The organism is Streptomyces sp. CB09001, from assembly GCF_003369795.1.
Lineage (GTDB): Bacteria > Actinomycetota > Actinomycetes > Streptomycetales > Streptomycetaceae > Streptomyces.
In genome coordinates this window covers 5,981,279-6,006,171 of record NZ_CP026730.1, presented here as the reverse complement: position 1 = coordinate 6,006,171, position 24,893 = coordinate 5,981,279, and the positions used below count along the sequence as shown (strand labels likewise).

Below are 24,893 nucleotides of genomic sequence, written 5' to 3'. Positions count from 1 at the left end.
GGAACCTCTGGTGAATCGCAGACCCGGGAGACTCCTCCCGGCCGCACTGTCGCTGGCCTCGCTGGTCATCGGCTCCCTGTTCGCCGGCGCGGGTACCGCGTCGTCCGCACCCCCGCCCGGCCACGACAAGGCACCGGGCGTGACCACCGAGGCGGTCACCACCGCCGACGTCAAGGCCGCCGGTGTGCTGTCGCGCGCCGAGCGGGTGGCCAAGCTGACCGGGCCGGGCTCCACCAGCGCCACCGATGTCCGCTGGCAGTTGAAGGCGACCGACCTCGGCATCATGTGGGACAACGGAAAGGGCGAGATCCTCACCGCGTTCGGTGACTCGTACGGCAACGGCTGGACGGGACCGGGGGCCGCCGTCGGCGACCCGGCCACGCTCGACTGGCGTTGCAACCTGGTGGCGCGCAGCGCCGACCGCGACCTGGCCGATGGCATGAACATCGACAGCATGGCGACGGACCGTCCGGGCCACGCCAAGCAGGTCCTGCCGTGCAAGCGCGTCGACAACGACGAGCTGACCACCATCCCCACCGCCGGCATCGCGGTCGGCGACCGGCAGTACATGCACTACATGTCGGTGCGCCGCTGGAGCCCGAAGGGCGGCGAGTGGTTCACCAATTACTCGGGCATCGCCTACTCGGACGACAACGGCGAGAACTGGGTGAAGGACGCCGACGCCCGCTGGCAGAACGACGCGGGCTTCGGCAACAAGTTCCAGATGGCGGCCATGCTCAAGCAGGGCGGCTACGTCTACCTGTACGGCACCAAGAACGGCCGGTTCGGCGACGCGTACCTGTCCCGTGTCCCCGAGGGTCAGCTCCTGGAGCCCGGCGCCTACCGGTACTGGACGGGCGGCGACTGGGTCACCGACTCGTACGCCGCGACGCCGGTCGCCGGTGGTCCGGTCGGTGAGCTGTCCGTGCAGTACAGCCGCTATCTCGGCCGGTTCGTGATGATGTACCTGGACGACCCGGGCGGCTCGATCGTGATGCGGACCTCGGCGACGCCGTGGGGGCCGTGGAGCGGCAAGCAGGTGGTCGCGTCGGGCGCCGACCATCCCCAGCTGTACGGGTCGTTCATCCACCCGTGGTCGGCCGACTCCAACAGTCCCTACCTGTACTTCGCGATGTCGCAGTGGCAGCCCTACAACGTCTTCCTGATGCGGGTACGGCTCACCGGCGGCGGCATGGCGGGCGGTTCTCCGGGCGACTTCGACGGCGACCAGAAGGACGACGTCGTCACCTTCACCCAGGACGACCGGGCGGACGTCTACGTCGCGAGGTCCACGGGCGACGGGTTCGACGGCCGGGAGGTGAAGTGGAACGACCACTTCGCGCCCGGCGGCGAGACGCCGTTGACCGGCGACTTCAACGGCGACCGGAAGGACGACGTCGTCACCTTCACCCACGGCGCGAACGCGGACGTGTACGTCGCCGCCTCCGAGGGCAAGTCCTTCGGCACGGGCCAGAAGTGGCACGACCACTTCGCGCCCGGCCGTGAGGTGCCCGCGGTGGGCGACTTCGACGGTGACGGCATCGACGACATCATCACGTTCAGCCGCGAGGACACGGCCGACGTGTACGTCGCCCTCTCCGACGGCGGCGCCTTCGGCGAAGGCCGGAAGTGGCACGACGACTTCGCGCCGTGGGCCCAGTTCCCGGCCGTCGGCGACGTCGACGGTGACGGCCTGGACGACCTCATCGCCTTCACCCAGGACGACAGCGACGACGTGTACGTCGCCCTGAACGAGGGCGGGAAGTTCGGCGCCCCGTACAAGGCGCACGACCACTTCGCGCCCGAGGGCGAGCGGCCCCGGGTCGCCGACGTGAACGGCGACGGCTACGACGATATCATCACCTTCACCGGAGGGGAGGCCGCGGACGTCTACGTGGCGCTGTCGGACGGCGCCGTGTTCGGCGGCGGCCAGAAGTGGGCGGACTTCTTCGCCCCCGACGGCGAGTTCCCGTACGTCGGCGACTACGACGGCGACGGCAACGCCGACATCGTCACGTTCACCCACAACGACCTCGCCGACGTGTACGTGAACGTGTCCAACGGCCGGGACGGGTTCGTCGACGGCCGCAAGTGGCACGACTTCTTCGGCCTCGCCGGAGAGACGACCCTGTGACGCCGACGCCGCCGCCTACGGCTGGTGGGCGGCGGCGTCCTTCGTCAGTCTGACGGCCTGGCGCAGACTGAGGCCGGGGGCGGCCTCGCGCAGGGTCTTGACGGCGCGGACGGAGTCGACGGGGCCCTCGTGACCGGCCGCGGCGAGGCGTTCGCGCACCCAGCGGGCCAACAGCTCCGCGTCGGGGACCGCGGCGGACCGCTCGACCAGGGCCGCGGCGCGCTCCAGTCCGGGCCGTTCCTCGGGCGTCGCCTCGGCGAGGGCCTGACGGATGTCGTGAGCGACGACGTCCGTGTCGCGCAGGACGAGGACGTTGAGTTCCGGTGGGGCAAGTCGTCCGAACATGCGGCCATGATCAGCTGGGCACCCGGTCGCGTTCAACGGACTTGAGGAGCTTCTGAGGCGGACGCCGCCGCGTCCGGGTGTCCGTATTCTTCAAGACCGGGTGCGCACGCCCTGCCTACGGTGGCCCCATGACCGCACGATTCGACGCCATCAGCCTCATCGTCTCCGACATGGCGGCCTCCGTGGCCTTCTACCGCCGACTCGGTTTCGCCTTCCCCGAAGGCTCCGAGGAACAGCCGCACGCCGAGGCCGCGTTGCCGGGCGGCACCCGGCTGCTGCTGGACACCGAGGCGTCCATCCGTTCCTTCACTCCCGGATGGGAGCCGCCTGCCGGGGGCGGGCGGCACTCGCTCGCCCTGCTGTGCGACACACCCGCCGAGGTGGACGCCTTCTACGCCGAACTGACCGGCACCGGGTGCAAGGGCGAGCGCGAGCCCTGGGACGCCCCCTGGGGGCAGCGGTACGCCGTGCTCGCAGACCCCGACGGCCACGGCGTCGACCTGTTCGCGCCGCTAGCCGCCGCGCAGTAGCTCGCCCGGGGTCGCTCCCGCCAACTCCCGTACGTCGCGGGCCAGATGCGCTTGGTCCGCGTAGCCGGTGCGGGCGGCCGTCTCGGCGAGGGGCGTGCCGTCCCGGGCCAGGGCGAGGGCGCGTTGCAGCCGCAGGACGCGGGCCAGCGTCTTGGGGCCGTAGCCGAAGGCCGCGAGTGAACGGCGGTGCAGCCGGCGGGCTCCGATGCCGAGCGCGTCGGCGGTCGCGGCGACCGGGTGGCCCGCGTCGAGGGCGGAGACGATCCGGCCGAGGAGCGGATCGGGCGGCCCGGCCTCGGCGGCCCGGGACAGCGCGGCCTGCTCCAGGCCGGTCGCCGGGTCGGGGGCCGCGTTCACCCGTGCGGCGAGCCGCCGCGCGCGGGCCGCCGGCCAGAGGTCGGTCAGCTCGACGCGCCGGTCGCGCAGGGTGTCGGCGGGGACGCCCAGGAGGGCGGGCGCGGTGCCCGGGTAGAAGCGGAGGCCCGCCCAGCGACCGGGGGCGCCGTCGGTGACGTAGGCCCGGGTGTCCGGGCCCGCGACCAGGAGCCGGCCGTCGTACCAGAGCAGGTCCATGCAGCCGTCGGGAAGGACCCGTCCGGGACCGGACCCGGACGGCGTCTTGGTCCACACCACCGCACCGGCCAGCCGGGACGCCCGCTCCGCGTACACAGGTGCCAGGTTACGCCGGGGCACTCCCGGCGCCGGCGTGCCCGCCCGCCGGGTCACGCCGGGGCCGGGGTCCGGTACTCCTGCGGGCTGACGCCGTACGCCCGTTTGAAGGCGGTGGACAGGGCGAACGCGCTGCCGTAGCCGACCTGGCGGGCGATGGCGCCGAGGGTGTCCTCGCTGTCGCGCAGCCGGTCGGCGGCCAGGGCGAGGCGCCAGCCGGTGAGGTATCCCATGGGCGGTTCGCCGACCAGGTCGGTGAAGCGCCGGGCGAGCGCGGCACGGGAGACCCCGGCCTTGGCGGCGAGGGACGCGACGGTCCAGGGGTGCGCCGGGTCGTCCTGGAGCAGCCGCAGCGCCCGGCCGACGACCGGGTCGCCCATCGCCCGGTACCAGGCGGGTGCCTCGGCCGAGGGCCGGGCGAACCAGGCCCGCAGCGCGGCGATGACCAGCAGGTCCAGGAGCCGGTCCAGGACGACTTCCTGGCCCGGCTCGTCCCGCGTGACCTCTGCCATCAGCAGCGGGGTGAGGGGGTTGTCCCACGCCTCGGAGGTGAGGGACAGCAGCGGGGGCAGCGCGTCGAGGAGGCGGCCGCCGATCTCGCCCCGGACCAGGTAGGTGCCGATGAGGAGGACCGCCTCGCCGTCGGCGCGGTCGCCCCAGGTGCGGACGCCGAGGTCCATCGAGCCGTTCAGGGGACGTCCGTCGGGGTAGCTGCACGCGCCGCCCGGCAGGATCACCGCCTGCGGGACGGTGCCGGGCTCGTCGGCGCAGACGTACGGGTCGGGGCCGCGCGCGATGGCCAGGTCCCCGACCCGCAGCCGCAGCCGCTGCCCCGTGTCCGGCACGATCCAGGCGCCGCCGCGGACCATCAGCATCACGGTCAGCGGCGCCCGGTCCTCGACCCGCACCGCCCACGGTGGGTCGAAACAGGCGCGGATCATGAAGGCGCCACGGGCCCGGGGGCCCTCCAGCAGTCCGGCGAGTGCGTCCACGGTGCCAGTGTCCCGGTTCGGCCCTCGGGTCGGTCACCGAGGGTCGTCCTGGGCGGTCTCCGCCCGCCGTCCGGCCGCCGCCTCCAGCGCCCGCCGCGCCTCCGCGACGACGGTGCCGTCGGTGACGAAGTGGGTGTCGTCGTCGGCGGAGGTGCCGCCCGCGCCGAGGGGTACCCAGCCGGCCGCGCGCCGGGGCGTGGCCCGGGCCTTGGCGGACAGGTGCACCGAGCCGGCGCCCGCCGCGAGCAGACCGGCGATGTCGCCGGGCCGCACTCCGCCCCCGGCGGCCACGTCGAGCCCGGGGTTCGCCGCGGCCATCGCGGCCAGTACGGCACTCCCCTCGATCGCGGTGGGCGCGCCGCCGGAGGTCAGGACGCGGGTGATGCCGAGCCCCGGCAGCGCCGCGACGGCGGCCACCGGGTCGCTCGCCTGGTCCACCGCCCGGTGGAGCGTGACCTGTGCGGCGGGGTCGGTGTCGCGCGCGGCGCCGACGAGTACGGCGAGCGCGTCCGTGTCGAGGGCCCCGTCCGCGGTCAGCGCCCCGACGACGACGCCGCGGGCCCCGGCGCGCAGGGCGGTGCGCACCTCGGCGGCCATCAGGGCGACCTCCTCGGCGTCGTACACGAAGTCGCCGGGGCGGCAGCGGACGAGGACGTGGACGGGCGGCCCGGACTCGACGGCCGCCTCGACGGCCGCGGACGAGGGGGTCAGGCCGCCCAGTTCGAGTCCGGTGCACAGTTCGACGCGGTCCGCCCCGTTCTCGCGGGCGGTGCGGGCGCCGGCCGGGGAGACGACCGCGATCTCCAGGGAGGCGGCCTGCGGGGCGGCGGTCTCCGGGGAGGCGGTCTGCGGGGCGCGGCCGGCGCTCATTCGTCGGCCCCGGTCAGCGGCTGGTCGGCGGCCGGGATCAGGCGGGCGGACAGGTCCGGGTCGGCCATGGCGGGGTCGAAGGGGAACATGGGCCGGCGGATGCGGCGGTGGCCGAGGCGTACGAGGTCCTGGTCGACGCCGCCCGGGGTGAGCGCCATCTTCCAGTCGGCGGCCATCGCGAACAGCTCGGGTTCCAGGTAGCCGATCTTCACGACGACGATGTCGGCGCCGCGCGGGTCGAGGTCCAGGTCGGTGAAGTCGTGCTCGTGGTGGTAGGGCTTGCGCAGTTCGGTGAGGATCACGTAGGCGCTGCCGACGCGTATCACCACCTCGGTGCGGGCGTCCCGGTCGCCGAGCCGGACGGCGTGCACGACTCCGGTGAGGGTGACGGGTCCGGCGTGCCGGTCGTCGACCTCGGCGCCCGCCGTCACCGTCACCGTGGCCCCGACGCCCGCCGCGGCGGCGTGCCGGACGGCCTCGGGGCCGGGCACCGAGGCGTACAGGACGGTCGGCCCGTCGTCCTTCTGGAACTCGGGGCGGGCGAGCAGGCGGGCCAGGCCCCAGGTGACGTCGCCGGCGCCGCCCGCGGTCGGGTTGTCGCCGGTGTCGCTGACGTAGTACGGGCGCCGCTCCCCGGCCAGGGCCTCGTCGAGGATGTCGTCGAAGGTGCCGGTGGGGGCGACGAAGTCGAAGTCGTGGCGGGCGTCCCAGAAGCCGCGGGCCAGCCGTTCGGCACCCGCGGACACGGCCTGCTCGTCGTGGCCGGTGACGACGACCGCGGCCCGGTTGCGGGGTTCGTCGGCCCAGGCGTAGCCGACCCAGATCGCCGCGTCGATCACGCCCTGCCGGGCCTCGACCCCGGGAACAGCCCCGTACACGCTCTTCGCGGGCTCGATCCGGGTGGAGGTCTGCTCACCGGCCAGCAGGACGGGGACCGGCACCCATGCCTTCAGCGGGCGGGGGGCGCCCGAGGCGAGGTGGGTCAGGAGGTTGCGGACGGCGCGTTCCTTGGTCTCCATGTGGTCCTCGTGCGGGGCCATCCGGTAGCAGGTGATCAGGTCGCTGCGGTGGACTAGGGCGCGGGAGACGTTGCCGTGCAGGTCCATGGAGGTGGAGACGATCACGTCGTCGCCGACGACGGAGCGCACCCGCTCCAGCAGCAGGGCCTCGGCGTCGTCGACGCCCTCGACGGTCATGGCTCCGTGGATGTCGAACCAGAGGCCGTCCAGCGGGGGCAGGGCGGCGAGCCGGGTGAGGAGTTCCCCGGTGAGTTCCTCCCAGGCCGCGGCGGTGACGGTGCCGCCGGGCAGCGACTTGCCGACCAGGGCGCCGTGCCAGTCGGCCGCCTCGCGCAGTTCCTCGCCGGCGGCGAGGAAGGGGTAGCGGTCCAGTACTTCCCGGCCGCGGGAGGGGTGGAAGGCGGGCGCCCGGGTGCGGGCGGGCGAGAAGGTGGACGACTCGATACCGAGGCCGGCGACGGCGATGACGGGGCGGCGGGAGGGGGTGGGGGTTGAGGTGGGGGTGCTGGGGTGGGACATGGCTCCTCGTTCGTGCGGGTGGCGCGGGTGGGCGTTGCTTCGGGGCGTTTCAGGAACTGGTGGGGCTCTGGAACCGGTCCGGGTCCAGCTGCGCGCCGCCGACCTGGCGCAGGGCCTGCCCCAGCGCCCGCTGGAGGGCGAACAGTCCGGCGCCGACCAGACCGGCGTCGCGGCCGAGCACGGCTCGTTCGATGGCGAGGTGTTCGGTGACCAGCGGGTGGCAGCTCTCGTAGAGCTGGCTGCGGACGGCCGCGACGAACGGTTCGACGGTGGAGAGGATGCCGCCCAGGTAGACGGCGTCCGGGTTGAAGAAGTTGACGTTCGCGGCGAGCACCTGGCCGAGGTAGTCCCCGGCCCTGCGCACCGCCCGGTTGGCCTCCGGGTGCGCGTCGGTGGCCAGCCGCACCACGTCCTCGGCGCTGGTGACGTCCACGCCCTCGTCCCGCAGCACCCGCACGAGGGCGGCGCCCGAGGCGACCGTCTCCAGGCAGTCGGTGTTGCCGCAGGAGCAGGGCACGTGGTCGCCACGGGCGATGCGGATGTGGGTGATCTCGCCGGCCGCGCCCGTGCCGCCGCGGTAGAGCCGGCCGTCGACGAGGGCGGCGGCGCCGATCGCGGTGCCCGTCTTCACCATGATCACCTGCTGGTGGCGTCCCTTGCGGGCGATGTGCTCCCCGACGGCCATGCAGTTGGCGTCGTTGTCGGCGACGGCGGGGACCGCGAAGCGCTCCCGGAGCCAGGACTCGACGGGGAAGCGGTTCCACCCCGGCATCCGGGAGGGCTGTACGACGCTGCCCGTCGCGGTGTCGACCGGTCCGGGCAGGGAGAGACCGACACCGCGCAGTCGGCCCCGGCCGTGGTGTTCGACCAGCTCCTCCAGGGTGGCGGCGAGCCGGGAGAGGGCCGCCTGCGGGCCGTCGGCGATCACCAGCGGCACGGTGGAGACGTCGCGCAGCTCGCCACCGGGCAGGACCACGCCGACCCGGGCGTGGCTGCCGCCCAGGTCGGCGGCGACGGCGAACTCGTCCTGGCCGCCGAGTCTGAGCACCTTGCGCGGGCGTCCGCCGGTGGAGGACTGGGTCCCCTCCTCGGCGACCAGGCCGTGCTCGACGAGCTGGGCCACGGCCACCGAGACGCTGGAGGCCGCGGCGCCGAGCAGCTCGGCGAGCTGGGCCCGGGAGGCCGCCCGGCCGGAGGCGATGAGTTCGAGGGCTCGCGCCGCCAGCGCCGAGGTGCCTGCCGCCCTACGGCCGGGCGTACTTATTTCATTCATGTACGTGCTTACTTCCCCATCGTCGGTCCGATGCAGACAGTACGCCTGAAACGCCGCCCCGTGAATGGCGATCAGTGCAGCAATTCGCGGCTACGACAGGGCCCGGACTTTTTTCAGAAACGGAGATACTTAGTTGTTACTCAACTTTGTTTGTGCCTGCACCGAGTCAGGCGTTAGCTACCTCCAGGCCACTCACCTGGAGGAGATACATGTCCCCTGCTCGCACAGCGCCACGCCGGCGCCGGGCGCTCGTCGTCGGCGCATGCGCGGCCGTGGGCGTGCTGCTCAGCGGCTGCACGGGCGGCGTGTCCGCCCCCTCCGGCTCGAAGAACGAGATCAACTACGCCCTCCCGGCGAACTTCACCCCGAACTGGATCGTTCCGATCGGGACGCCGGGTCACCTGAACACGAACAACGCCTCCATATCCCAGGTGCTGTGGGAACCCCTGATCGCCTACGACGGCTCCACCGGCGAGATCGGCTGGAACAAGGACAACTCGCTGGCGACGGACGCGAAGTTCGCCGCGGACGACAAGAGCGTCACCATCACCCTCGGCGACCGCCACTGGAGCGACGGTGAGCCGGTCACCTCCCGGGACGTCGAGTTCTGGTTCAACCTGGTCCGGGAGAACAAGAAGTCGTGGGCCAGCTACAGCCCGGGCAAGGCCCCGGACGTCTGGTCGTCCTTCAGGACCATCGACGACCGGCACTTCACGCTCGACTTCGACCGTGCCTACAACCAGCAGTGGATGCTCGCCAACGAGCTGAGCATGATCCGCGTGATGCCGCAGCACGTGTGGGACAAGACCAGCGACTCCGCAGCCGTCTCCGACCTCGACCGCACTCCGGCCGGCGCCGAGAAGGTCTGGACGTACCTGATCGACGCCGGGAAGAAGATCTCCCACTACGCGAGCGACCCGCTGTGGAAGACGGTCAGCGGACCGTACCGGATCAAGTCCTTCTCCACCTCAGGCCGGGTCGAGCTCGTCGAGAACGAGAAGTACGACGGCGGGGGCGCCGCCCACGTCCGGCAGATCAACCTGCTGTCCTTCACCACCGTGGCCGCCGAGGAGAACGCGCTGCGCGCGGGCACGGTCGACTACGGCTACATCAGGGCCTCCGACCTCGGGATCAAGAAGTCCTTCACGGACCTCGGCTACCACGTCGAGCGGTGGTCCGGCTGGGCCGTCACCTACATGCCGTACAACTTCAACAACCCCGAGATGGGCGCGGTCTTCCGGCAGCTGTACGCCCGGCAGGCCATCCAGATGTCCGTCGACCAGAAGACGCTGTCCAAGGTGCTCTACAGCGGCACCGCCGTACCCACCTACGGTCCCGTCCCGCAGGGGCAGCCGTCCGGCTTCCTCTCGGACGAGCAGAAGGCGGAGCCGTACCCGTTCTCCAACTCCGCGGCGCGCGAGCTGCTGACGGACCACGGCTGGACCATGCGGGACGGCACGATGGTGTGCACCTCACCGGGCACCGGCGAGGGGCGGTGCGGCGAGGGCGTCGAGAAGGGCACCGAGTTCAGGATGCGGGTGCTCTCCCAGTCCGGCTCCACGGAGACGGACAACATGATGAGCGCCCTCCAGTCCTCCTTCGAGGAGACCGGCATCGACTTCGACATCAAGACCGCACCGGTCAACTCGGTCCTCTCGCAGACCGGACAGTGCGAGAAGGACGATCCCGCCTGCAAGTGGCAGCTCTCCTTCTTCGGCAGCGCGGGCAGCTGGTACTTCCCCGCCTACCCCAGCGGCGACGCGCTCTTCGCGAGCGGCGGCGGCTCCAACTTCGGCAACTACTCCAACCCCGAGGTGGACCGGCTGATCGACCGGACCACCACCTCCTCGTCCTTGGACGCCATGCCCGACTACAGCAAGGCCCTCGCCGAGGACCTGCCCGTGATCTGGCTTCCCGAGCCCGACTACCAGGTCTCCGTGATCAGGGACGGGCTCGGCGGATTCGCCCAGGACTCCCTCGCCAACTTCCACCCCGCCATGTGGGCGTGGACCGAGTGAGCCCGCACCCCGCCCCACTCACCCGCAGCCGTCCCGTCCCCACCCAGTCACCCGGAAACCCATGAGCACATACTCCTTCCTGATCAGGCGGGTCCTGCAGGCCCTGGCGGTGGTCCTCCTCGTGACCGTCGTGGTGTTCTGCCTGCTGCACGCCCTGCCCGGGGGGCCCGCCCGCGGCATCCTCGGCCCCCAGGCCACCGCCTCGCAGATCGCGGCCTTCAACCACGAGCAGGGCCTCGACAAGCCGCTGCCGGTTCAGTACGTGTACTACCTGAACCAGCTGGTCCACGGCGATTTCGGCATGTCCTACACCCTGAACGAGCCCGTCTCCCAGCTGATCACCGAGCGGCTGCCGAAGACCCTGCTGCTGACCGTGCTCTCGGCGGTCGTCGGCCTGCTCGTCGCGGTGCCGCTCGGCGTGTGGCAGGCCGTGCGCCGCAACAAGCCGGTCGACTACGTCATCACCACGCTCAGCTTCGTCGCCTACTCCACCCCCGTGTACTTCCTCGGACTGATCCTGGTCCTCGTCTTCAGCCAGGTCCTGCCCTGGTTCCCGGCCCAGGCACCCCAGGGCAACAGCGTCGCCGACGTCCTCTCGCAGCCCCAGGGACTGGTGCTGCCGGTGGTGGCCGGCGCGGCCACCATGGTCGCCGTCTTCAGCCGTTACATGCGCTCGGCCACGCTGGAGAACCTCACCGAGGACTACGTGCGCACGGCGCGGGCGGGCGGCACCCGTCCCCGGGCCATCCTGACGCGGCACGTCTTCCGCAACTCGCTGACCCCGGTGGTGGCCATGCTCGGCTACTACATACCGGTCCTCTTCGGCGGCGCACTGGTGGTGGAGCAGCTCTTCAACTACCCCGGCATGGGCCTGCTGTTCTGGACCGCCGCCCAGTCCTCCGACTATCCCGTGCTGCTGGGCTGCGTCCTGGTCATCTCGGTCGCCACCGTGACCGGCACCCTGCTGGCCGACGTCCTGCAGCGCGTCATCGACCCCCGAGTGAAGGCAGGTCGGTCATGAGCTCCCTCACCTCCCTGGACGGGCTCGCCGCGAAGCCCGGGCGCGCCGCCTCCGGCACCCGGCTCGCGGTCCGCCGCTTCCTGCGCAACCGCCTCGCCGTGGTGGGGCTCGGGGTCGTGGTCTTCTTCGTGCTGTTCTGCTTCGTGGGTCCGCTGCTCTACTCCACCGACCAGACGCACACGCTGCTCCAGCAGGTCAACCAGTCGCCCAGCGGCGCCCACTGGCTCGGCACCGACGCGGTCGGCCACGACGAGCTGGGCCGGCTGATGTACGGCGGCAAGGTGTCCCTGATCGTCGGTCTGTCGGCCGGTGTCCTGGCCACGGTCATCGGCACCCTGTGGGGAGCCGCGGCCGGCTACGCGGGCGGCTGGATCGACGCGGTCATGATGCGGGTGGTGGACGCGGGCATCGCCATCCCCGCCCTGTTCATCCTGCTGGTGGTCTCCGCGATCACCACCCCCGACCTGACCGGCCTGGTCCTCATCCTCGGCCTCATCTCCTGGCTGGTGCCCTCGCGCCTGGTGCGGGCGGAGACGCTGACGCTGAAGAACCGGGACTTCGTCCTCACCCTGCGCGCGATCGGCGGCACCCACGCGCGCGCCATCATCCGGCACATCCTGCCGAACTCGGTGTCGACCGTCATCGTGGCCGCCACCTTCCAGATCGCCGACGCGATCCTGCTGGTGGCCTACGTCTCCTACCTCGGTCTGGGCGTCCAGCCCCCGTCCACGGACTGGGGCGGCATGCTCTCGTCCGGCATGACCGCGGCCTACTCGGGCTACTGGTGGCTGATCGTGCCACCCGGCCTCGCCATCATCCTGGTGGTGTGGGCGTTCAACGCGATCGGAGACGGACTCCGGGACGCATTCGACGTGAGGGGGCGGGCATGAGCGCCGTTCGACGACCGGCCGCTCCCGAAGCCGGCGGGCACATCCTCGACCTCGACGACCTGGGCGTCGTCTTCACCACGGAGACCGGCTCGGTGCAGGCCGTGCGCGGCGTGTCCCTGCACGTCGCGCCCGGCGAGACGCTCGCCCTGGTCGGCGAGTCGGGCTCGGGCAAGTCCACCGTCGCGCTGGCGGCCATGGGCCTGCTCGCGGGCAACGCCCGGGCCACCGGAACGGCCGTCGTCGACGGGACCGACATCGTCGGCGCCGACGAGGAACAGCTGTCCGGGCTGCGCGGATCGACCGTCTCCATGGTGTTCCAGGAACCGGCCACCGCGCTCGACCCGCTCACCCGGGTGGGCAAGCAGATCGCCGAGGTGATCCGCAACCACCGGCGGATCTCCGCGGCGGACGCCGCCGCGCGCGCCGTCGAACTGCTGCGCCGCGTCGGCATCCCCGAGCCCGGGCAGCGGGCCCGCTCCTATCCGTTCCAGCTCTCCGGCGGCCAGCGCCAGCGTGTCGTCATCGCCATGGCCATCGCCAACGAACCGGCGCTGCTGATCGCCGACGAGCCCACCACCGCGCTCGACGTGACCGTGCAGGCCGAGATCCTCGACCTGCTGCGGCGGCTCGCCGCGGAGACCGGCACGGGTGTCCTGCTGGTCACCCACAACATGGGGGTCGTCGCGGACTTCGCCGACCGGGTCGCGGTGATGTACCAGGGCGCCATCGTGGAGACCGGGCCCGTCGAGGACGTGCTGCTGCGTCCGACGCACGACTACACCAAGCGGCTGCTGTCCGCCGTACCGCGCCTGTCCGTCGCCGAGTCCGGTGCGTCGGGTGAGTCGGGTGCATCGGGTGCGTCGGGCGAGTCCGGTGAACGGCGGGCGGACGAGCCCGGTGCCGCGCCCGGCGGAGAGCCCGCGGTGGAACTCAAGGACGTCTCGGTGGTCTTCGGCCGCGGGAAGCAGGCGGTGCACGCCCTCAAGGGCGTCTCCTTCGCCGTCCACCCCGGGGAGACCCTCGGCCTGGTGGGAGAGTCGGGCTCCGGCAAGTCCACCGCGTCCAGGGTGGCGCTCGGCCTGATCGCGCCCACGGCCGGCTCCGTCACCCTCTTCGGGGCCGACCTGGCCGCCACCCGCGCGCGGGCGCGGCGCGCGCTGCGGGCCGGCATCGGCGTCGTGCTCCAGGACCCGGTCGCCTCGCTCGACGCCCGCATGACGGTCGGCGAGTGTGTCGCGGAACCGCTGCGGATCCACCGCCGGAAGCTGTCCGGCAGGGAGCGGGAATCCCTGGTCGCCGACGTGCTGGACCGGGTCCGGCTGCCGCGCGAGGTGGCCCGGCGCGCGCCGCGCGAGCTGTCCGGCGGCCAGCGCCAGCGCGTGAGCCTCGCGCGCGCCCTGGTCCTCGAACCCCGCCTGCTGGTGGCGGACGAACCCACCAGCGCCCTGGACGTGAGCGTGCAGCAGGCGGTCCTCGAAGTGATCGGCGAGTTGCAGGAGGAGCTGGGCTTCGCCTGCCTCTTCGTCTCCCACGACCTGGCCGTCGTACAGCAGTTCGCGCGCCGGGTGGTGGTGATGCGGGCGGGGTTGGCCGAGGAGCAGGGCCTGACGTCGGCCACCCTGCTGCACCCGGAGACCGACTACACCCGCCGTCTGCTGGCGGCGGTGCCCGTGCCCGACCCCGTCGTGCAGCGCGGCCGCCGGGCCGAGCGGCTGGCGACCCTCGCCGCCGGGCGGACGGAGGAGCAGGGGTGAGCGGTCCGGGCGCCCCGGTCTTCGCCGGGGTCGACATCGGCGGCACCACCACCCAGGTGGTGCTGTGCGACGAGGAACTGAAGGTGCTCGACCGCGCGGACACGGCCACTCCGGCCCGCTTCGGCGGCCGGGCGATGATCGCCGCGACACTCGACGCGCTCGCCGTCGTGCGGGCGCGCACGCCGGGCCGGCTGGCCGCCGTGGGGGTGGGCGCGGCCGGAGTGGTCGACGCGGCCTCCGGTCACATCCTGGTGGCCAGCGACTCGTTCACCGACTGGGCCGGTTTCCCGGTGACCGCCGCCCTGCGCACCGCGCTGGGCGTCCCCGCCTTCCTCGACAACGACGTCAACGCCTTCCTGCGCGGCGAGATCGCGTGCGGTGCGGCGGCGGACGAGGAGGACGTCCTCGGCATGACCCTGGGCACCGGTGTCGGCGGGGCGTTGTGGACGGGGGGCGAGCTGCGCACCGGAGCGCACGGTGCGGCCGGCGAGATCGGCCACATCCCCGGCTTCGGCGACCTGCCCTGCACCTGCGGCGGCCGGGGTCATCTGGAGACGCTGGCCTCGGCCCGTTCGCTGCGGGCCCGCTACGGCGAGCGCACCGGGCGGGAGCTGACGGCCCGCGAGGTGGCCGAGGCGGCCCGGGACGGTGACGCCGACGCGCACGGTGTGTACGCGGCGGCGGGCGCCGGTATCGCTCGCGCGATCGTGATGACCGCCGGCCTCGTCGACATCGGCACGGTCGTGATCGGGGGAGGCGTCAGCGGCGCCTGGACGCTGCTGGAACCGCTGATCCGGGAGCCGCTCGCCGCCGAACCGCCGATCAGCGGCCACCCCGTCAAGCTGCTGCGGGCGGCCCTGGGAACGGACGCCGTGCCGCTGGGCGCGGCGGCCCGGGCACGCCACGAGCTGGCCTCCCGCTGAGCCCCGGTCCGGGGTGCCCGGACGCGTGCCGGAGCTCCGGCGGGCCGGGCGGAACGCCTACGGTGCCGGGCGCACGGTCACGCTCTTGTTCAGCGTGCCGGTGCCGATCGTGGTCGACGGTCTGCCGCACGAAGTCGACGTCGCTCGCCGCGGCGGCGGCGTCCCGTGCGCCGGCCGCGAGGGGCACCGGCGCGATGCGGGACTCGGCCCGGCCCACGGTGGCCCGGGTGAGCCGCTCGGGCTTCCCGGCCGGGATCGTCCGCGAAGCAGTTCGCCGCGGTGAGCACCCACTGCGCGTCCACCAGGGCCCCGCGAGAAGTCGCCCTCCAACGAGGCGGTGCGCATGTCCCTTTCCCTGCCCTCAGGAGGCGTCTTCGCCGTTGTTGTGGTTGTGGTTGTGGTTGTGGTTCGCGGGAGGCGCGCTCTTCGGGTGGGTGCGCAGACGGGCCGTGACATCCTCGGGGGGCAGGAAGCGCGACCAGCGCTCGGGGAACTCGGAGGGCATGTCGGGGTCGCCCTCGCCGTTCGCGGTCGTACGGGCCACGTAGTCGGCGACCTGGGCCTGGCGCAGACGCTCGTTGGCCTCACGGGCGGCGGCGGTCGCGGCGGCCGGCCACACCCGGTCGATGGCCGCGTTCACCGCGGCGCCGACGAGCACCGCGAACGCGGACACCCCGATCCACAGCAGCACGGCGACGGGCGCGGCGAGGGAGCCGTAGATGGTGGGGCCCTCGACGGTGCTGGTGAGGTAGATGCGCAGCAGGAAACTGCCCAGCACCCACATGGCGAGGGCTACCAGCGCGCCGGGGACGTCCTCGATCCAGGGCGAGCGCACGGGCACCGACACGTGGTACAGCGTGGTCAGGAAGGCCACGGAGAGGATGATGACGACCGGCCAGTAGAGCACCTGTACGACCGTCGTCGACCAGGGCACGACCCGCACCACGGCGTCCGGTCCCGCCACCATCAGCGGCAGCGCGATCGACCCGATCAGCAGCGCCACGATGAAGAGGAGGAAGGCCATCAGGCGGGTCCTGACGATGCCCCGGACGCCGTCGAGGCCGTACATCACGGTGATGGTGTCGATGAAGACGTTCACCGCGCGGGACCCGGACCACAGGGCGAAGAGGAAGCCGATGGAGATGACGTCGGGCCGGCCGCCCTTCATCACGTCGTCCAGGATCGGCTCGGTGATCTGCCGGACGCCCTTCTCGGAGAGCACGGCGCGGGAGGCGTCCAGGATGTTGTCGCGCAGGCTCTCGGTGGTGTCGGCGCCGATCCAGGAGTCGACGTAGCCGAGCAGTCCGAGGAGGCTCAGCAGCAGGGGCGGCACCGAGAGCAGGGTGAAGAAGGCGGCCTCGGCGGCCAGGCCGAGGATGCGGTACTCCATGCACGAGTTGACCGTGTCCTTCAGCAGCAGCCAGGCGGTCCTGCGTTTGGAGACGTTCCGGTACAGGACCCGGGCACGGTGGAGCCGGCCCGAGGGCCGTTCGTTGGAGTCACTTGCTGGCTGCACGCCCTAAAGGTATCCGGCGCGGAGGGCGGCGCTCGTCCGCGGACGCCCGGTGATCGCGTACCGCCCCGGCGCGGCCCCTCGGCACGGTAGGTTCACGTGCATGGCAGGCAGCACCCACACCGTGACGAATCAGGCGCCGCCGCTGACCGGCTACGACGTCTTCACCTCCGACCGGGCCCTGGCCGAGGCCGTCGGGCGGCATCTGGCGGCGGGACCCCGCGAGGAGGCGCTCGCCGAGCTGTCGGGGCTCGGCCGGGGCTGCGGGTCCCTCCAGACCCAGGAGTGGGGCGCACAGGCCAACGCACACCCGCCGGTGCTGCGCACCCACGACCGCTACGGGCACCGCATCGACGAGGTCGACTTCCACCCGGCCTGGCACCGGCTGCTCGGCAAGGGAGTCTCGGCGGGCCTGACCGACGCCTGGTCGCGGCCGGGCGGGCAGGTGCGGCGCGCGGCGGCGTTCCTGATGTGGACCCAGGTGGAGGCGGGCAACTGCTGTCCGTTGTCGATGACCCACGCGGCGGTGCCGGCTCTGCGCGCCGACCCGGAGCTGGCCGCCGAGTGGGAGCCGCGGCTGACCTCCCGGGTCTACGACCGGGAGCTGCGGCCCGCTCACCTGAAGGCCGGGGTGCTGTTCGGGATGGGCATGACGGAGAAGCAGGGCGGCAGCGACGTACGGGCGAACAGCACGGCGGCCCGGCCGCTGGCCGAGGACGGGACGTACGAGCTGACCGGGCACAAGTGGTTCTGCTCGGCGCCGATGTCGGACGGCTTCCTGGTGCTGGCGCGGGCCCCCGGAGGGCTGACCTGCTTTCTGGTTCCGCGCGTGCTGGCGGACGGCACCCGCAACGTGTTCCTGATCCAGCGGCTCAAGGACAAGCTGGGCAACCGGTCCAACGCCTCCGCCGAGGTCGAGTTCGCCGGGACCTGGGCGCGCCGGGTCGGCGCGGAGGGGCGCGGGGTGGCCACCATCATCGACATGGTGGCGGCCACGCGGCTGGACTGCGTGCTGGGCTCGGCGGGTCTGATGCGGCAGGCGGTGGCGCAGGCGGTGCACCACTGCGGGTACCGCGAGGCGTTCGGCGCGAAGCTGGCCGACCAGCCGCTGATGCGCAACGTCCTCGCGGATCTGGCGATCGAGTCGGAGGCGGCCACCACGCTCGGGCTGCGGCTCGCGGCGGCCTGCGACGCCGCCGCGGGCGGCGACGAGCGGGAGCGGGCGCTGCTGCGCCTCGCGGTGCCGGCGGCCAAGTACTGGGTGACCAAGCGGTGTGCGCCGGTGGCGGTGGAGGCGGCCGAGTGCCTGGGCGGCAACGGGTACGTCGAGGAGTCCGGGCTGCCCCGGCTGGTGCGCGAGTCGCCGCTGAACTCGGTCTGGGAGGGCGCCGGGAACGTGCAGGCGCTGGACGTGCTGCGGGCGCTGGGCCGGGAACCGGCGGCGCTGGACGCGTACCTGACGGAGGTGGGCGCGGCGCGCGGGGCCGATCACCGGCTGGACGCGGCGATCCGCGAGCTGCTGACGGAGCTGGCCGACCTGGCGGCCGCCGAGGGGCGGGCGCGGCTGCTGGCGGAGCGGCTGGCACTGGTGCTGCAGGGCGCGCTGCTGGTGCGGTACGCGCCGCCGGAGGTCGCCGACGCGTTCTGCGCCTCGCGGCTGGGCGGTGACGGGGGTGCGGCCTTCGGCACGCTGCCGCCGACCCTGGACCTGGCGGCGGTGGTGGAGCGGGCGCGGCCCGTGGTCTGATTCCGGCCATGTGGCGCGGGGGTGGTGCTGCGCCGACACGGCACCACCCCCGCCACACCGGCCCGTTCAGGCCGCGTACGCCGCTCGGGACGGCGTGGTTCAAGTTTGGACACCCGCGAGGCCGTCCACCAGGGTTGCAGGGGGTTGCAACTTGCGGTCGGTTGTGTGCGGACTGTGCCCGTCCGTCGTGGGCAACCGGTCAGTATGAGACGAACATTCGGCTTCCGGAAGGACGAGGTCCCGTGGCGCTCTCGCCCATGGACGTGACGCAGTTCGCCGCCGTCGACACGGCGCGTGCGGCCCGGATGCTCAGCGAGGTCCGCTCCGCGAGACTCTCGGGCGGGCGGGCTCCGGTGGCGCCGCGTCCGGTGATCGAGCAGTCCTGGGACCGGATGCTGCGCAGCGGCGTCGATCCGGAGCACGACTTCCGCTCCGGCCTGCTGGCGCCGGAGGAGGTGCTGCGGCGGCGCGCGTGCTCGGAGCTGCGGCACGTCGTGCCGGTACTGCGGGAGGCGCTGCTGTCGGTGGCGGACGTGGCCCACCACATCATGGTGATCGCGGACGAGGACGGCCGGGTGCTGTGGCGCGAGGGCAGCGCGAGGGTGCTGCGCCGGGCCGACGGGCTCGGGTTCGAACTCGGGGCGGACTGGCGCGAGGAGGTGGTCGGCACCAACGGCGTGGGCACGCCGGCGGTGACCCGGAGGCCCGTACAGGTCTTCGCCTCCGAGCACTTCGTGCGGTCCCAGGCGACCTGGACCTGCGCCGGGGCGCCGATCACCGACCCGCGCAGCGGGCGGCTGCTCGGCGTCGTCGACGTGAGCGGACCGCTGGAGACGATGCACCCGGCGACACTGGCCTGGGTCGACTCGGTGGCCAAACTGGCCGAGGCCCGGCTGCGGGAGCTGCACACGCGCTCGCTGGACCGGTTGCGGGCGGTGGCGGCTCCGGCGCTGGCCCGGCTGGAGGGACGGGCGCTGGTCACGGACCGGGACGGCTGGACGGCGGCGGTGACGGGGATGCCGTACCTGGACCGTGTGGCGCTGCCCAAGTCGCCGGAGCCGGGGCTGCGGTGGCTGCCGGCGTTCGGGGCGTGCACGGTGGAGCCGCTGGCCGAGGGCTGGCTGGTGCGGGCCGCGGCCGGACCGGTGCCGCAGGACGCGACCCGGATCGTCCTGGACCTCGCGCAGCCGCGCCGCTGGTCGGTGCGGGTGCTGGGCGGCGCGGAGGACTGGGCGCGGGAACTGAGTCCGCGGCACGCGGAGTTGCTGTACCTGCTGGCGGTGCACCGGGGTGGCCGCAGCGCCGCGGGGCTCGCCGAGGACATGTTCGGCGACCCGGCCCGCACGGTGACGGTACGGGCCGAGATGTCGCGGGTGCGGAGGTACCTCGGGGCGTATCTGGAACACCGGCCGTATCGTTTCTGCGAGGACGCGGAGGTCGAGATCCTGCTCCCGGCCGCCCCCCAGCACCTGCTCCCCCACTCCACGGCTCCTGCGGTGGCGCAGGGGCGGGCGTCGATGGGAGTGCCCTGACGGGCGTCGACAGTGCCGTGACGGGCTGCCCGGCGCGCCCCGGATGGCCGTAAAGACGCGTTGTTTTCGCATATTTGCATCGTCTGCGTCCGCCGGGCCGTCCGTCTGTCGTAGCATCCTTGATGGACTGTCCCATCCGCTCCTCGGGCAACGCGACCACCGTCGAGCGCCGTTGGTCCGGTGTCCGTGGAGGTTCGATGAAGCAGCGCGGCAGACACCGCCGGCGCAGACGGGGCAGGGCGCTGCGCGCGGCCCTGACCGGCGCCGCCCTCGCACTGACCGGTGCGGCCACGCTGATCAGCGCCTCGCAGGCCACCGTCGCCGACGACCCCGGCGCCCTGAAGCCCCTCACCTCCGCCGCCGAGACCGACGCCCTGCGCCTGACCGAGCACCGGGTGCCGACGGCCTGGCTCGACCGGCTCTCCGCCGCGATGGGCGACCCGGTGGGCGTCGACACCGTCCTCGAGTCCGCCGACCACACCCTGCGCGACGCCGCCGACTGCACGGCCGGGGAGCGCGAGGCACTGCCCCTGTCCCCCGCCGCCGACCGCGCCTACTGCTGGGACGAGGCCGACACCGACGGCTGGCGCCCCGGCGCGGTCACCACCTCCGGGGACGCCGACCAGGACGGCCGCTGGGGCACCCACCAGGTCATCCTCTCCGCCTGGTCCCGCGACGACGGCACGCCCCAGGGCGGCCTCGCCCGGGTCTCCTTCGTCAACGCCGACGACCCCGGCCGGCTCGGCTACACCTCGGCGCTCCTCGCCGTCCCGGTCGACGGCGGCCACGACTACCGGGGGCTCGCCTCGCCCGTCACCGGCATGGTCTGGTACCAGGACAAGCTGCTGGTCACCACCGCCGCCGGGGACCGCGACGCGCTGTACGTGTACGACGTGGAGCGGGTCCAGCGCGCCACCACCGCGGCGGACGCCGTCGGACGGGTACCCGGCGGCTGGGCGGCGGGCGGCCACCGGTACGTGCTGCCCGCGATCGCCTCCTACCGGCTGCCCGACACCGACGGCGCGGCCCGCCCCGGCGCGCTCTCCCTGGACCGCGGCACCACCCCGGACAGCCTGGTGGCCACGGAGCACGTGGCCGCGGACGGCGACCGGCCCACCCGGCTGTGGCGCTACGCGCTGCGCACGGCCACGGATCCCGGCCGCACCGGACTGCCCGCCACGGACTCCTCCGGCCATGTGGACGCGGTCGAGGCGTACGAGACCGGGGCGGCCGAGGTCGGGGGCGTGCTGTCGTACCGGCCGCCCGGCGCGACCCGGTCCGACTGGTACCTGGGACGCGCGGCCGGCGGGCAGGACGGGCGCGGGACCCTGTGGCGCCAGGACACGGAGGGCGCCCGGGCCGCGGAGTGCGGGGCGGACCAATCTCAGCAGTGCTGGAGCGGACCGGCGGGCTCGATGTCGTACTCGGAACGGACCGGCGAAGTCTGGTCGCAGTCGGGCCGCATGCTGTTCGCGCTGCCGCTGACGTCGATCGTGGACGCGCTCGACTGAGGTTCCGGCCGGGATCGACAGATCCGCGGAGCGGATGATTCCCTGACCGGCATGACCAACATCGCCGTGACCACGTGGTCCCTGGAGCAGACGGCGCCCACCGATCTGCTGCCGGCCGCCGCACCGGAGGGGGACGTCCGGATCGTCCGCGCCGAGGTGCCCTCCCCCGAGTTCAGCCGCTTCCTGTACGCCTCGGTCGGCGGCGACATCCGCTGGACGGACCGGCTCGGCTGGAGCCACGCGCGGTGGCGGGAGCACCTGGAGCGGCCGGGCGTGGAGACCTGGGTCGCCCACGACCGCGGCACGCCCGCCGGATACGTGGAGCTGACGCCCGGCGACGACGGGGTCGTGGAGATCGAGTACTTCGGCCTGATCGAGGCCTTCCGCGGCCGGCGCATCGGCGGCCACCTCCTCTCGTACGGCACCGCCCGCGCCTGGGACCTGGCGGAGCGCTGGCCGGGGCTGGCCACCACCAAGCGGGTGTGGCTGCACACGTGCAGCAAGGACGGCCAGTACGCGATGGACAACTACCAGCGCCGCGGCTTCCGGCTTTTCGACACCAAGGTGGAGGAGGAGGCGGACGTCGCCACTCCCGGGCCGTGGCCCGGGGCCTTCCCCGCCTGACCTGCGCCGACACGTCTGTTTTCGGCCGTCCGGCGAGTACTCGCCGCAGGTGTGACCAACGACACCCTTGTCTCGCTCCACGAGACAAGGGTGTCCACATTTTGGATTAAGCTGGACCAGCTACAGATCGCCGTGCCACGCTTCCGTCATGTCTGGAACTGGAATTGCCTTGGTGAGTCGGCGGCACGTCGACCTCGGCCGCATGTCCAGCGCCATCTGTCCGGGCCGCTGAGAGCACCCTCCAGCACCTTCGGATTCCCCGCATTCCCCTCGCTCCCGCGCAATGACGCGCACGCGTGTCCCTCGTATCCCTACGTACGCCCACGTAGTGCCATGCGCCATGCGCGCAGGTCAGAGCCGTATTTCGCCTGTCTCCAAAGGACGTGTCACCCATGGCCGCCACCCCACCCGACCCCGCTGCCGCGACCCCGCGCCGCAAGGTGAGCCGTCACCGCGGCGAGGGCCAGTGGGCGGCCGGACACTTCACCCCGCTCAACGGCGCCGAGCAGTTCAAGAAGGACGACGACGGTCTCAACGTTCGGACACGTATTGAGACGATCTACTCCAAGCGCGGCTTCGACTCGATCGACCCCAACGACCTGCGCGGACGCTTCCGCTGGTGGGGCCTGTACACCCAGCGCCGCCCCGGCATCGACGGCGGCCGCACCGGCCTGCTGGAGCCGGAGGAGCTCGAGGACGAGTACTTCATGCTGCGCGTCCGCGTCACCGGCGGCCGGCTCACCACCGAGCAGCTGCGGACCATCGGCGAGCTCTCCGAGACGTACGCCCGTGGCACCGCCGACATCACCGACCGGCAGAACATCCAGTTCCACTGGGTCCGCATCGAGGACGTGCCCAGCATCTGGGAGCGGCTGGAGGCCGTCGGCCTGTCCACCACCGAGGCCTGCGGCGACTGCCCGCGCGGCATGCTCGGCTCGCCGGTGGCCGGCGTCGCCGAGGACGAGATCATCGACGGCACGGCCGCCCTGGACGAGATCGCCCGCCGCTACCTCGGCGACCCGCGCTTCTCCAACCTGCCGCGCAAGTACAAGACCGCGGTCTCCGGTTCCCCGCTGCTCGACGTCGCCCACGAGATCAACGACATCTCCTTCGTCGGCGTGGTCCATCCCGAGCACGGCCCCGGCTTCGACCTGTGGGTCGGCGGCGGCCTGTCCACCAACCCCAAGTTCGGTGTGCGGCTGGGCGCCTGGGTGCCCGAGGCCGAGGTTCCGGACGTCTGGGAGGGCGTCACCTCGATCTTCCGCGACCACGGCTACCGGCGGCTGCGCAACCGCGCCCGCCTGAAGTTCCTGGTCGCCGACTGGGGCCCGGAGAAGTTCCGCCGGGTACTCGAGGACGACTACCTGGGCCGCAGGCTGATCGACGGCCCGGCGCCCGAGATGCCCGCACAGCAGTGGCGCGACCACATCGGCGTGCACCGCCAGAAGGACGGCCGCTTCTACGTCGGCTTCGCGCCGCGCGTGGGACGCATGGACGGTTCCGTGCTCACCAAGGTCGCCGAGCTGGCCGAGAACCACGGCTCGGGCCGGGTCTCCACCACCGTCGAGCAGAAGATGATCGTCCTGGACGTGCCCGGCGACCGGGTCGACTCGCTCGTCGAGTCCCTGGAAGCGCTCGACCTGCGGGTCAAGCCCTCGCCGTTCCGGCGCGGCACGATGGCCTGCACCGGCATCGAGTTCTGCAAGCTCGCCATCGTGGAGACCAAGGAACGTGGCAGCGACCTGATGGACGAACTCGAGCGCCGGATGCCCGAGTTCGGCGAGCCCATCACCATCAACATCAACGGCTGCCCGAACGCCTGCGCCCGCATCCAGACGGCGGACATCGGCCTCAAGGGCCAGCTGATGACCGACGCCGAGGGCCGTCAGGTCGGCGGCTACCAGGTGCACCTGGGCGGCGCCCTCGGCCTGGAGCCGAGCTTCGGCCGCAAGGTGCGCGGCCTGAAGGTGACCTCGGACGAGCTGCCGGACTACATCGAGCGTGTCCTCACCCGCTTCCAGGCCGAGCGCGAGGACGGCGAGCGCTTCGCCGCCTGGGCGGCCCGGGCCTCCGAGGAGGCCCTGTCGTGAGCGAGCGCGCCGCGCCCTTCTACTGCCCCTACTGCGGCGACGAGGACCTGCGTCCGGGCGAGCAGGGATGGGGGTCCCCCCGCGCGAGCGCAGCCGAGCGTGGGGGAGGCGCCTGGGAATGCGGGGCGTGCAACCGCGCCTTCCAGCTGAAGTTCCTCGGGCTGCTCGCCCGGGGCCTTCAGCCCAACTCCACGGGAGGGGAACCGACATGACCGCGGTTCAGGAAGAACGTACGACCGAGGACCTCAGGGCGCTCGCGGAGCGGGCGGGCCGCGAGCTGGAGGACGCCTCCGCGCTGGAGATCCTCCAGTGGGCGGCCGAGACCTTCGGCAACCGGTTCTGCGTGACCTCCTCCATGGAGGACGCGGTCGTCGCCCACCTCGCCTCCCGCGCCCTGCCCGGCGTGGACGTGGTGTTCCTCGACACCGGGTACCACTTCCCGGAGACCATCGGCACCCGCGACGCGGTCGAGGCCGTGATGGACGTGAACGTCATCACGCTCACCCCGCGCCGGACGGTCGCCGAGCAGGACGCCGAGTACGGCCCGCGGCTGCACGACCGCGACCCCGACCTGTGCTGCGCGCTGCGCAAGGTGAAGCCGCTGGAGGAAGGGCTCACGGGCTACCAGGCGTGGGCGACCGGGCTGCGCCGGGACGAGTCGGTGACGCGGGCGAACACGCCGGTCGTGGGCTGGGACGAGAAGCGGGGCAAGGTGAAGATCTCGCCCATCGCCAAGTGGTCACAGGAAGATGTGCAAACGTACGTCACCGAGCACGGCGTCCTCACGAACCCGCTGCTGATGGACGGTTATGCCTCCGTGGGCTGCGCGCCCTGCACCCGTCGTGTGCTGGAGGGCGAGGACGCCCGCGCCGGACGCTGGGCGGGCCGCTCGAAGACCGAGTGCGGGCTGCACGGCTGA

The 24,893-nt window shown here is 72.8% G+C and carries 21 protein-coding genes; 14 read left to right on the top strand and 7 right to left on the bottom strand.

The genetic code is table 11. The features are described from left to right. Positions 1 to 10: 10 nt before the first annotated feature. Entirely contained in the window at positions 11 to 2,134 is a 2,124-nt protein-coding gene (locus tag C4J65_RS27875; protein WP_240330537.1) for a DUF4185 domain-containing protein, read from the top strand. A gap of 15 nt (positions 2,135 to 2,149) precedes the next feature. On the opposite strand, the gene C4J65_RS27870 is transcribed toward C4J65_RS27875, so the two are convergent. Further along, positions 2,150 to 2,479, bottom strand: a complete 330-nt coding sequence (locus C4J65_RS27870) for a hypothetical protein (RefSeq protein ID WP_115744866.1) — start codon at positions 2,477 to 2,479, stop codon at positions 2,150 to 2,152. Positions 2,480 to 2,607: 128 nt separating this feature from the next. On the opposite strand from C4J65_RS27870, the gene C4J65_RS27865 reads away from it, so the two are divergent. After that, the gene (locus C4J65_RS27865; RefSeq protein WP_115744865.1) at positions 2,608 to 3,009 is read left to right on the top strand and encodes a VOC family protein; all 402 of its coding nucleotides are present in this window, start codon (positions 2,608 to 2,610) and stop codon (positions 3,007 to 3,009) included. Here C4J65_RS27865 and C4J65_RS27860 read toward each other — a convergent pair. Genes C4J65_RS27860 through C4J65_RS27840 form a run of 5 tightly spaced genes read right to left on the bottom strand, consistent with a single transcriptional unit; the run spans position 2,992 to position 8,351 of the window. Continuing rightward, positions 2,992 to 3,678 carry a helix-turn-helix transcriptional regulator gene (locus C4J65_RS27860; protein ID WP_115744864.1) on the bottom strand — a complete coding sequence of 229 codons (687 nt, stop codon included), beginning with the start codon at positions 3,676 to 3,678 and terminating at the stop codon, positions 2,992 to 2,994. The genes C4J65_RS27865 and C4J65_RS27860 overlap by 18 nt on opposite strands. Before the next feature lie 53 nt (positions 3,679 to 3,731). After that, the gene (locus tag C4J65_RS27855) at positions 3,732 to 4,670 is read right to left on the bottom strand and encodes an AraC family transcriptional regulator (protein ID WP_115744863.1); all 939 of its coding nucleotides are present in this window, start codon (positions 4,668 to 4,670) and stop codon (positions 3,732 to 3,734) included. A 33-nt stretch (positions 4,671 to 4,703) separates the two neighbouring features. After that, positions 4,704 to 5,540: a copper homeostasis protein CutC gene (locus C4J65_RS27850; RefSeq protein ID WP_115744862.1), complete on the bottom strand. Its 837-nt coding sequence runs from the start codon at positions 5,538 to 5,540 to the stop codon at positions 4,704 to 4,706. Next, positions 5,537 to 7,078 carry a M81 family metallopeptidase gene (locus C4J65_RS27845; protein WP_115744861.1) on the bottom strand — a complete coding sequence of 514 codons (1,542 nt, stop codon included), beginning with the start codon at positions 7,076 to 7,078 and terminating at the stop codon, positions 5,537 to 5,539. The genes C4J65_RS27850 and C4J65_RS27845 overlap by 4 nt, the downstream gene beginning before the upstream one ends. 49 nt (positions 7,079 to 7,127) lie before the next feature. Continuing rightward, complete coding sequence (locus C4J65_RS27840) at positions 7,128 to 8,351, bottom strand: ROK family protein (RefSeq protein WP_115744860.1); 1,224 nt, start codon at positions 8,349 to 8,351, stop codon at positions 7,128 to 7,130. 209 nt (positions 8,352 to 8,560) lie between these two features. Here C4J65_RS27840 and C4J65_RS27835 point away from each other — a divergent pair, with 209 nt between their 5' ends. From C4J65_RS27835 to C4J65_RS27815, 5 genes are all read left to right on the top strand, one after another. Beyond that, positions 8,561 to 10,369: a peptide ABC transporter substrate-binding protein gene (locus C4J65_RS27835; RefSeq protein ID WP_115744859.1), complete on the top strand. Its 1,809-nt coding sequence runs from the start codon at positions 8,561 to 8,563 to the stop codon at positions 10,367 to 10,369. A 61-nt stretch (positions 10,370 to 10,430) separates the two neighbouring features. Beyond that, complete coding sequence (locus C4J65_RS27830) at positions 10,431 to 11,390, top strand: ABC transporter permease (RefSeq protein WP_115744858.1); 960 nt, start codon at positions 10,431 to 10,433, stop codon at positions 11,388 to 11,390. Continuing rightward, a complete protein-coding gene (locus C4J65_RS27825) occupies positions 11,387 to 12,280 on the top strand; it encodes an ABC transporter permease (RefSeq protein ID WP_115744857.1) in 894 nt (297 codons plus the stop codon). Before C4J65_RS27830 ends, C4J65_RS27825 begins: the two co-directional genes overlap by 4 nt. Beyond that, positions 12,277 to 14,034, top strand: a complete 1,758-nt coding sequence (locus C4J65_RS27820; RefSeq protein WP_115744856.1) for an ABC transporter ATP-binding protein — start codon at positions 12,277 to 12,279, stop codon at positions 14,032 to 14,034. Before C4J65_RS27825 ends, C4J65_RS27820 begins: the two co-directional genes overlap by 4 nt. Next, a complete protein-coding gene (locus tag C4J65_RS27815; RefSeq protein WP_115744855.1) occupies positions 14,031 to 14,957 on the top strand; it encodes an ROK family protein in 927 nt (308 codons plus the stop codon). The genes C4J65_RS27820 and C4J65_RS27815 overlap by 4 nt, the downstream gene beginning before the upstream one ends. A 361-nt stretch (positions 14,958 to 15,318) precedes the next feature. Here C4J65_RS27815 and C4J65_RS27810 read toward each other — a convergent pair whose 3' ends face one another. Then, the gene (locus C4J65_RS27810; protein ID WP_205351075.1) at positions 15,319 to 16,473 is read right to left on the bottom strand and encodes a YihY/virulence factor BrkB family protein; all 1,155 of its coding nucleotides are present in this window, start codon (positions 16,471 to 16,473) and stop codon (positions 15,319 to 15,321) included. A gap of 100 nt (positions 16,474 to 16,573) precedes the next feature. Here C4J65_RS27810 and C4J65_RS27805 point away from each other — a divergent pair, with 100 nt between their 5' ends. From C4J65_RS27805 to C4J65_RS27775, 7 genes are all read left to right on the top strand, one after another. After that, a complete protein-coding gene (locus C4J65_RS27805) occupies positions 16,574 to 18,217 on the top strand; it encodes an acyl-CoA dehydrogenase family protein (RefSeq protein WP_115744854.1) in 1,644 nt (547 codons plus the stop codon). Between the two features lie 242 nt (positions 18,218 to 18,459). Further along, positions 18,460 to 19,749, top strand: a complete 1,290-nt coding sequence (locus C4J65_RS27800; protein ID WP_115744853.1) for a GAF domain-containing protein — start codon at positions 18,460 to 18,462, stop codon at positions 19,747 to 19,749. Between the two features lie 197 nt (positions 19,750 to 19,946). Continuing rightward, positions 19,947 to 21,260, top strand: a complete 1,314-nt coding sequence (locus C4J65_RS27795; protein WP_115744852.1) for a hypothetical protein — start codon at positions 19,947 to 19,949, stop codon at positions 21,258 to 21,260. Between the two features lie 51 nt (positions 21,261 to 21,311). Continuing rightward, positions 21,312 to 21,884 (top strand): GNAT family N-acetyltransferase, encoded by a 573-nt coding sequence (locus C4J65_RS27790; protein WP_115744851.1) that lies wholly within the window; start codon positions 21,312 to 21,314, stop codon positions 21,882 to 21,884. Between the two features lie 392 nt (positions 21,885 to 22,276). Next, positions 22,277 to 23,974 carry a nitrite/sulfite reductase gene (locus C4J65_RS27785; RefSeq protein WP_115744850.1) on the top strand — a complete coding sequence of 566 codons (1,698 nt, stop codon included), beginning with the start codon at positions 22,277 to 22,279 and terminating at the stop codon, positions 23,972 to 23,974. Further along, on the top strand, positions 23,971 to 24,186 hold the full coding sequence (locus C4J65_RS27780; protein ID WP_115744849.1) for a hypothetical protein: 216 nt from the start codon (positions 23,971 to 23,973) through the stop codon (positions 24,184 to 24,186). Before C4J65_RS27785 ends, C4J65_RS27780 begins: the two co-directional genes overlap by 4 nt. Then, complete coding sequence (locus tag C4J65_RS27775) at positions 24,183 to 24,893, top strand: phosphoadenylyl-sulfate reductase (RefSeq protein WP_115744848.1); 711 nt, start codon at positions 24,183 to 24,185, stop codon at positions 24,891 to 24,893. The genes C4J65_RS27780 and C4J65_RS27775 overlap by 4 nt, the downstream gene beginning before the upstream one ends.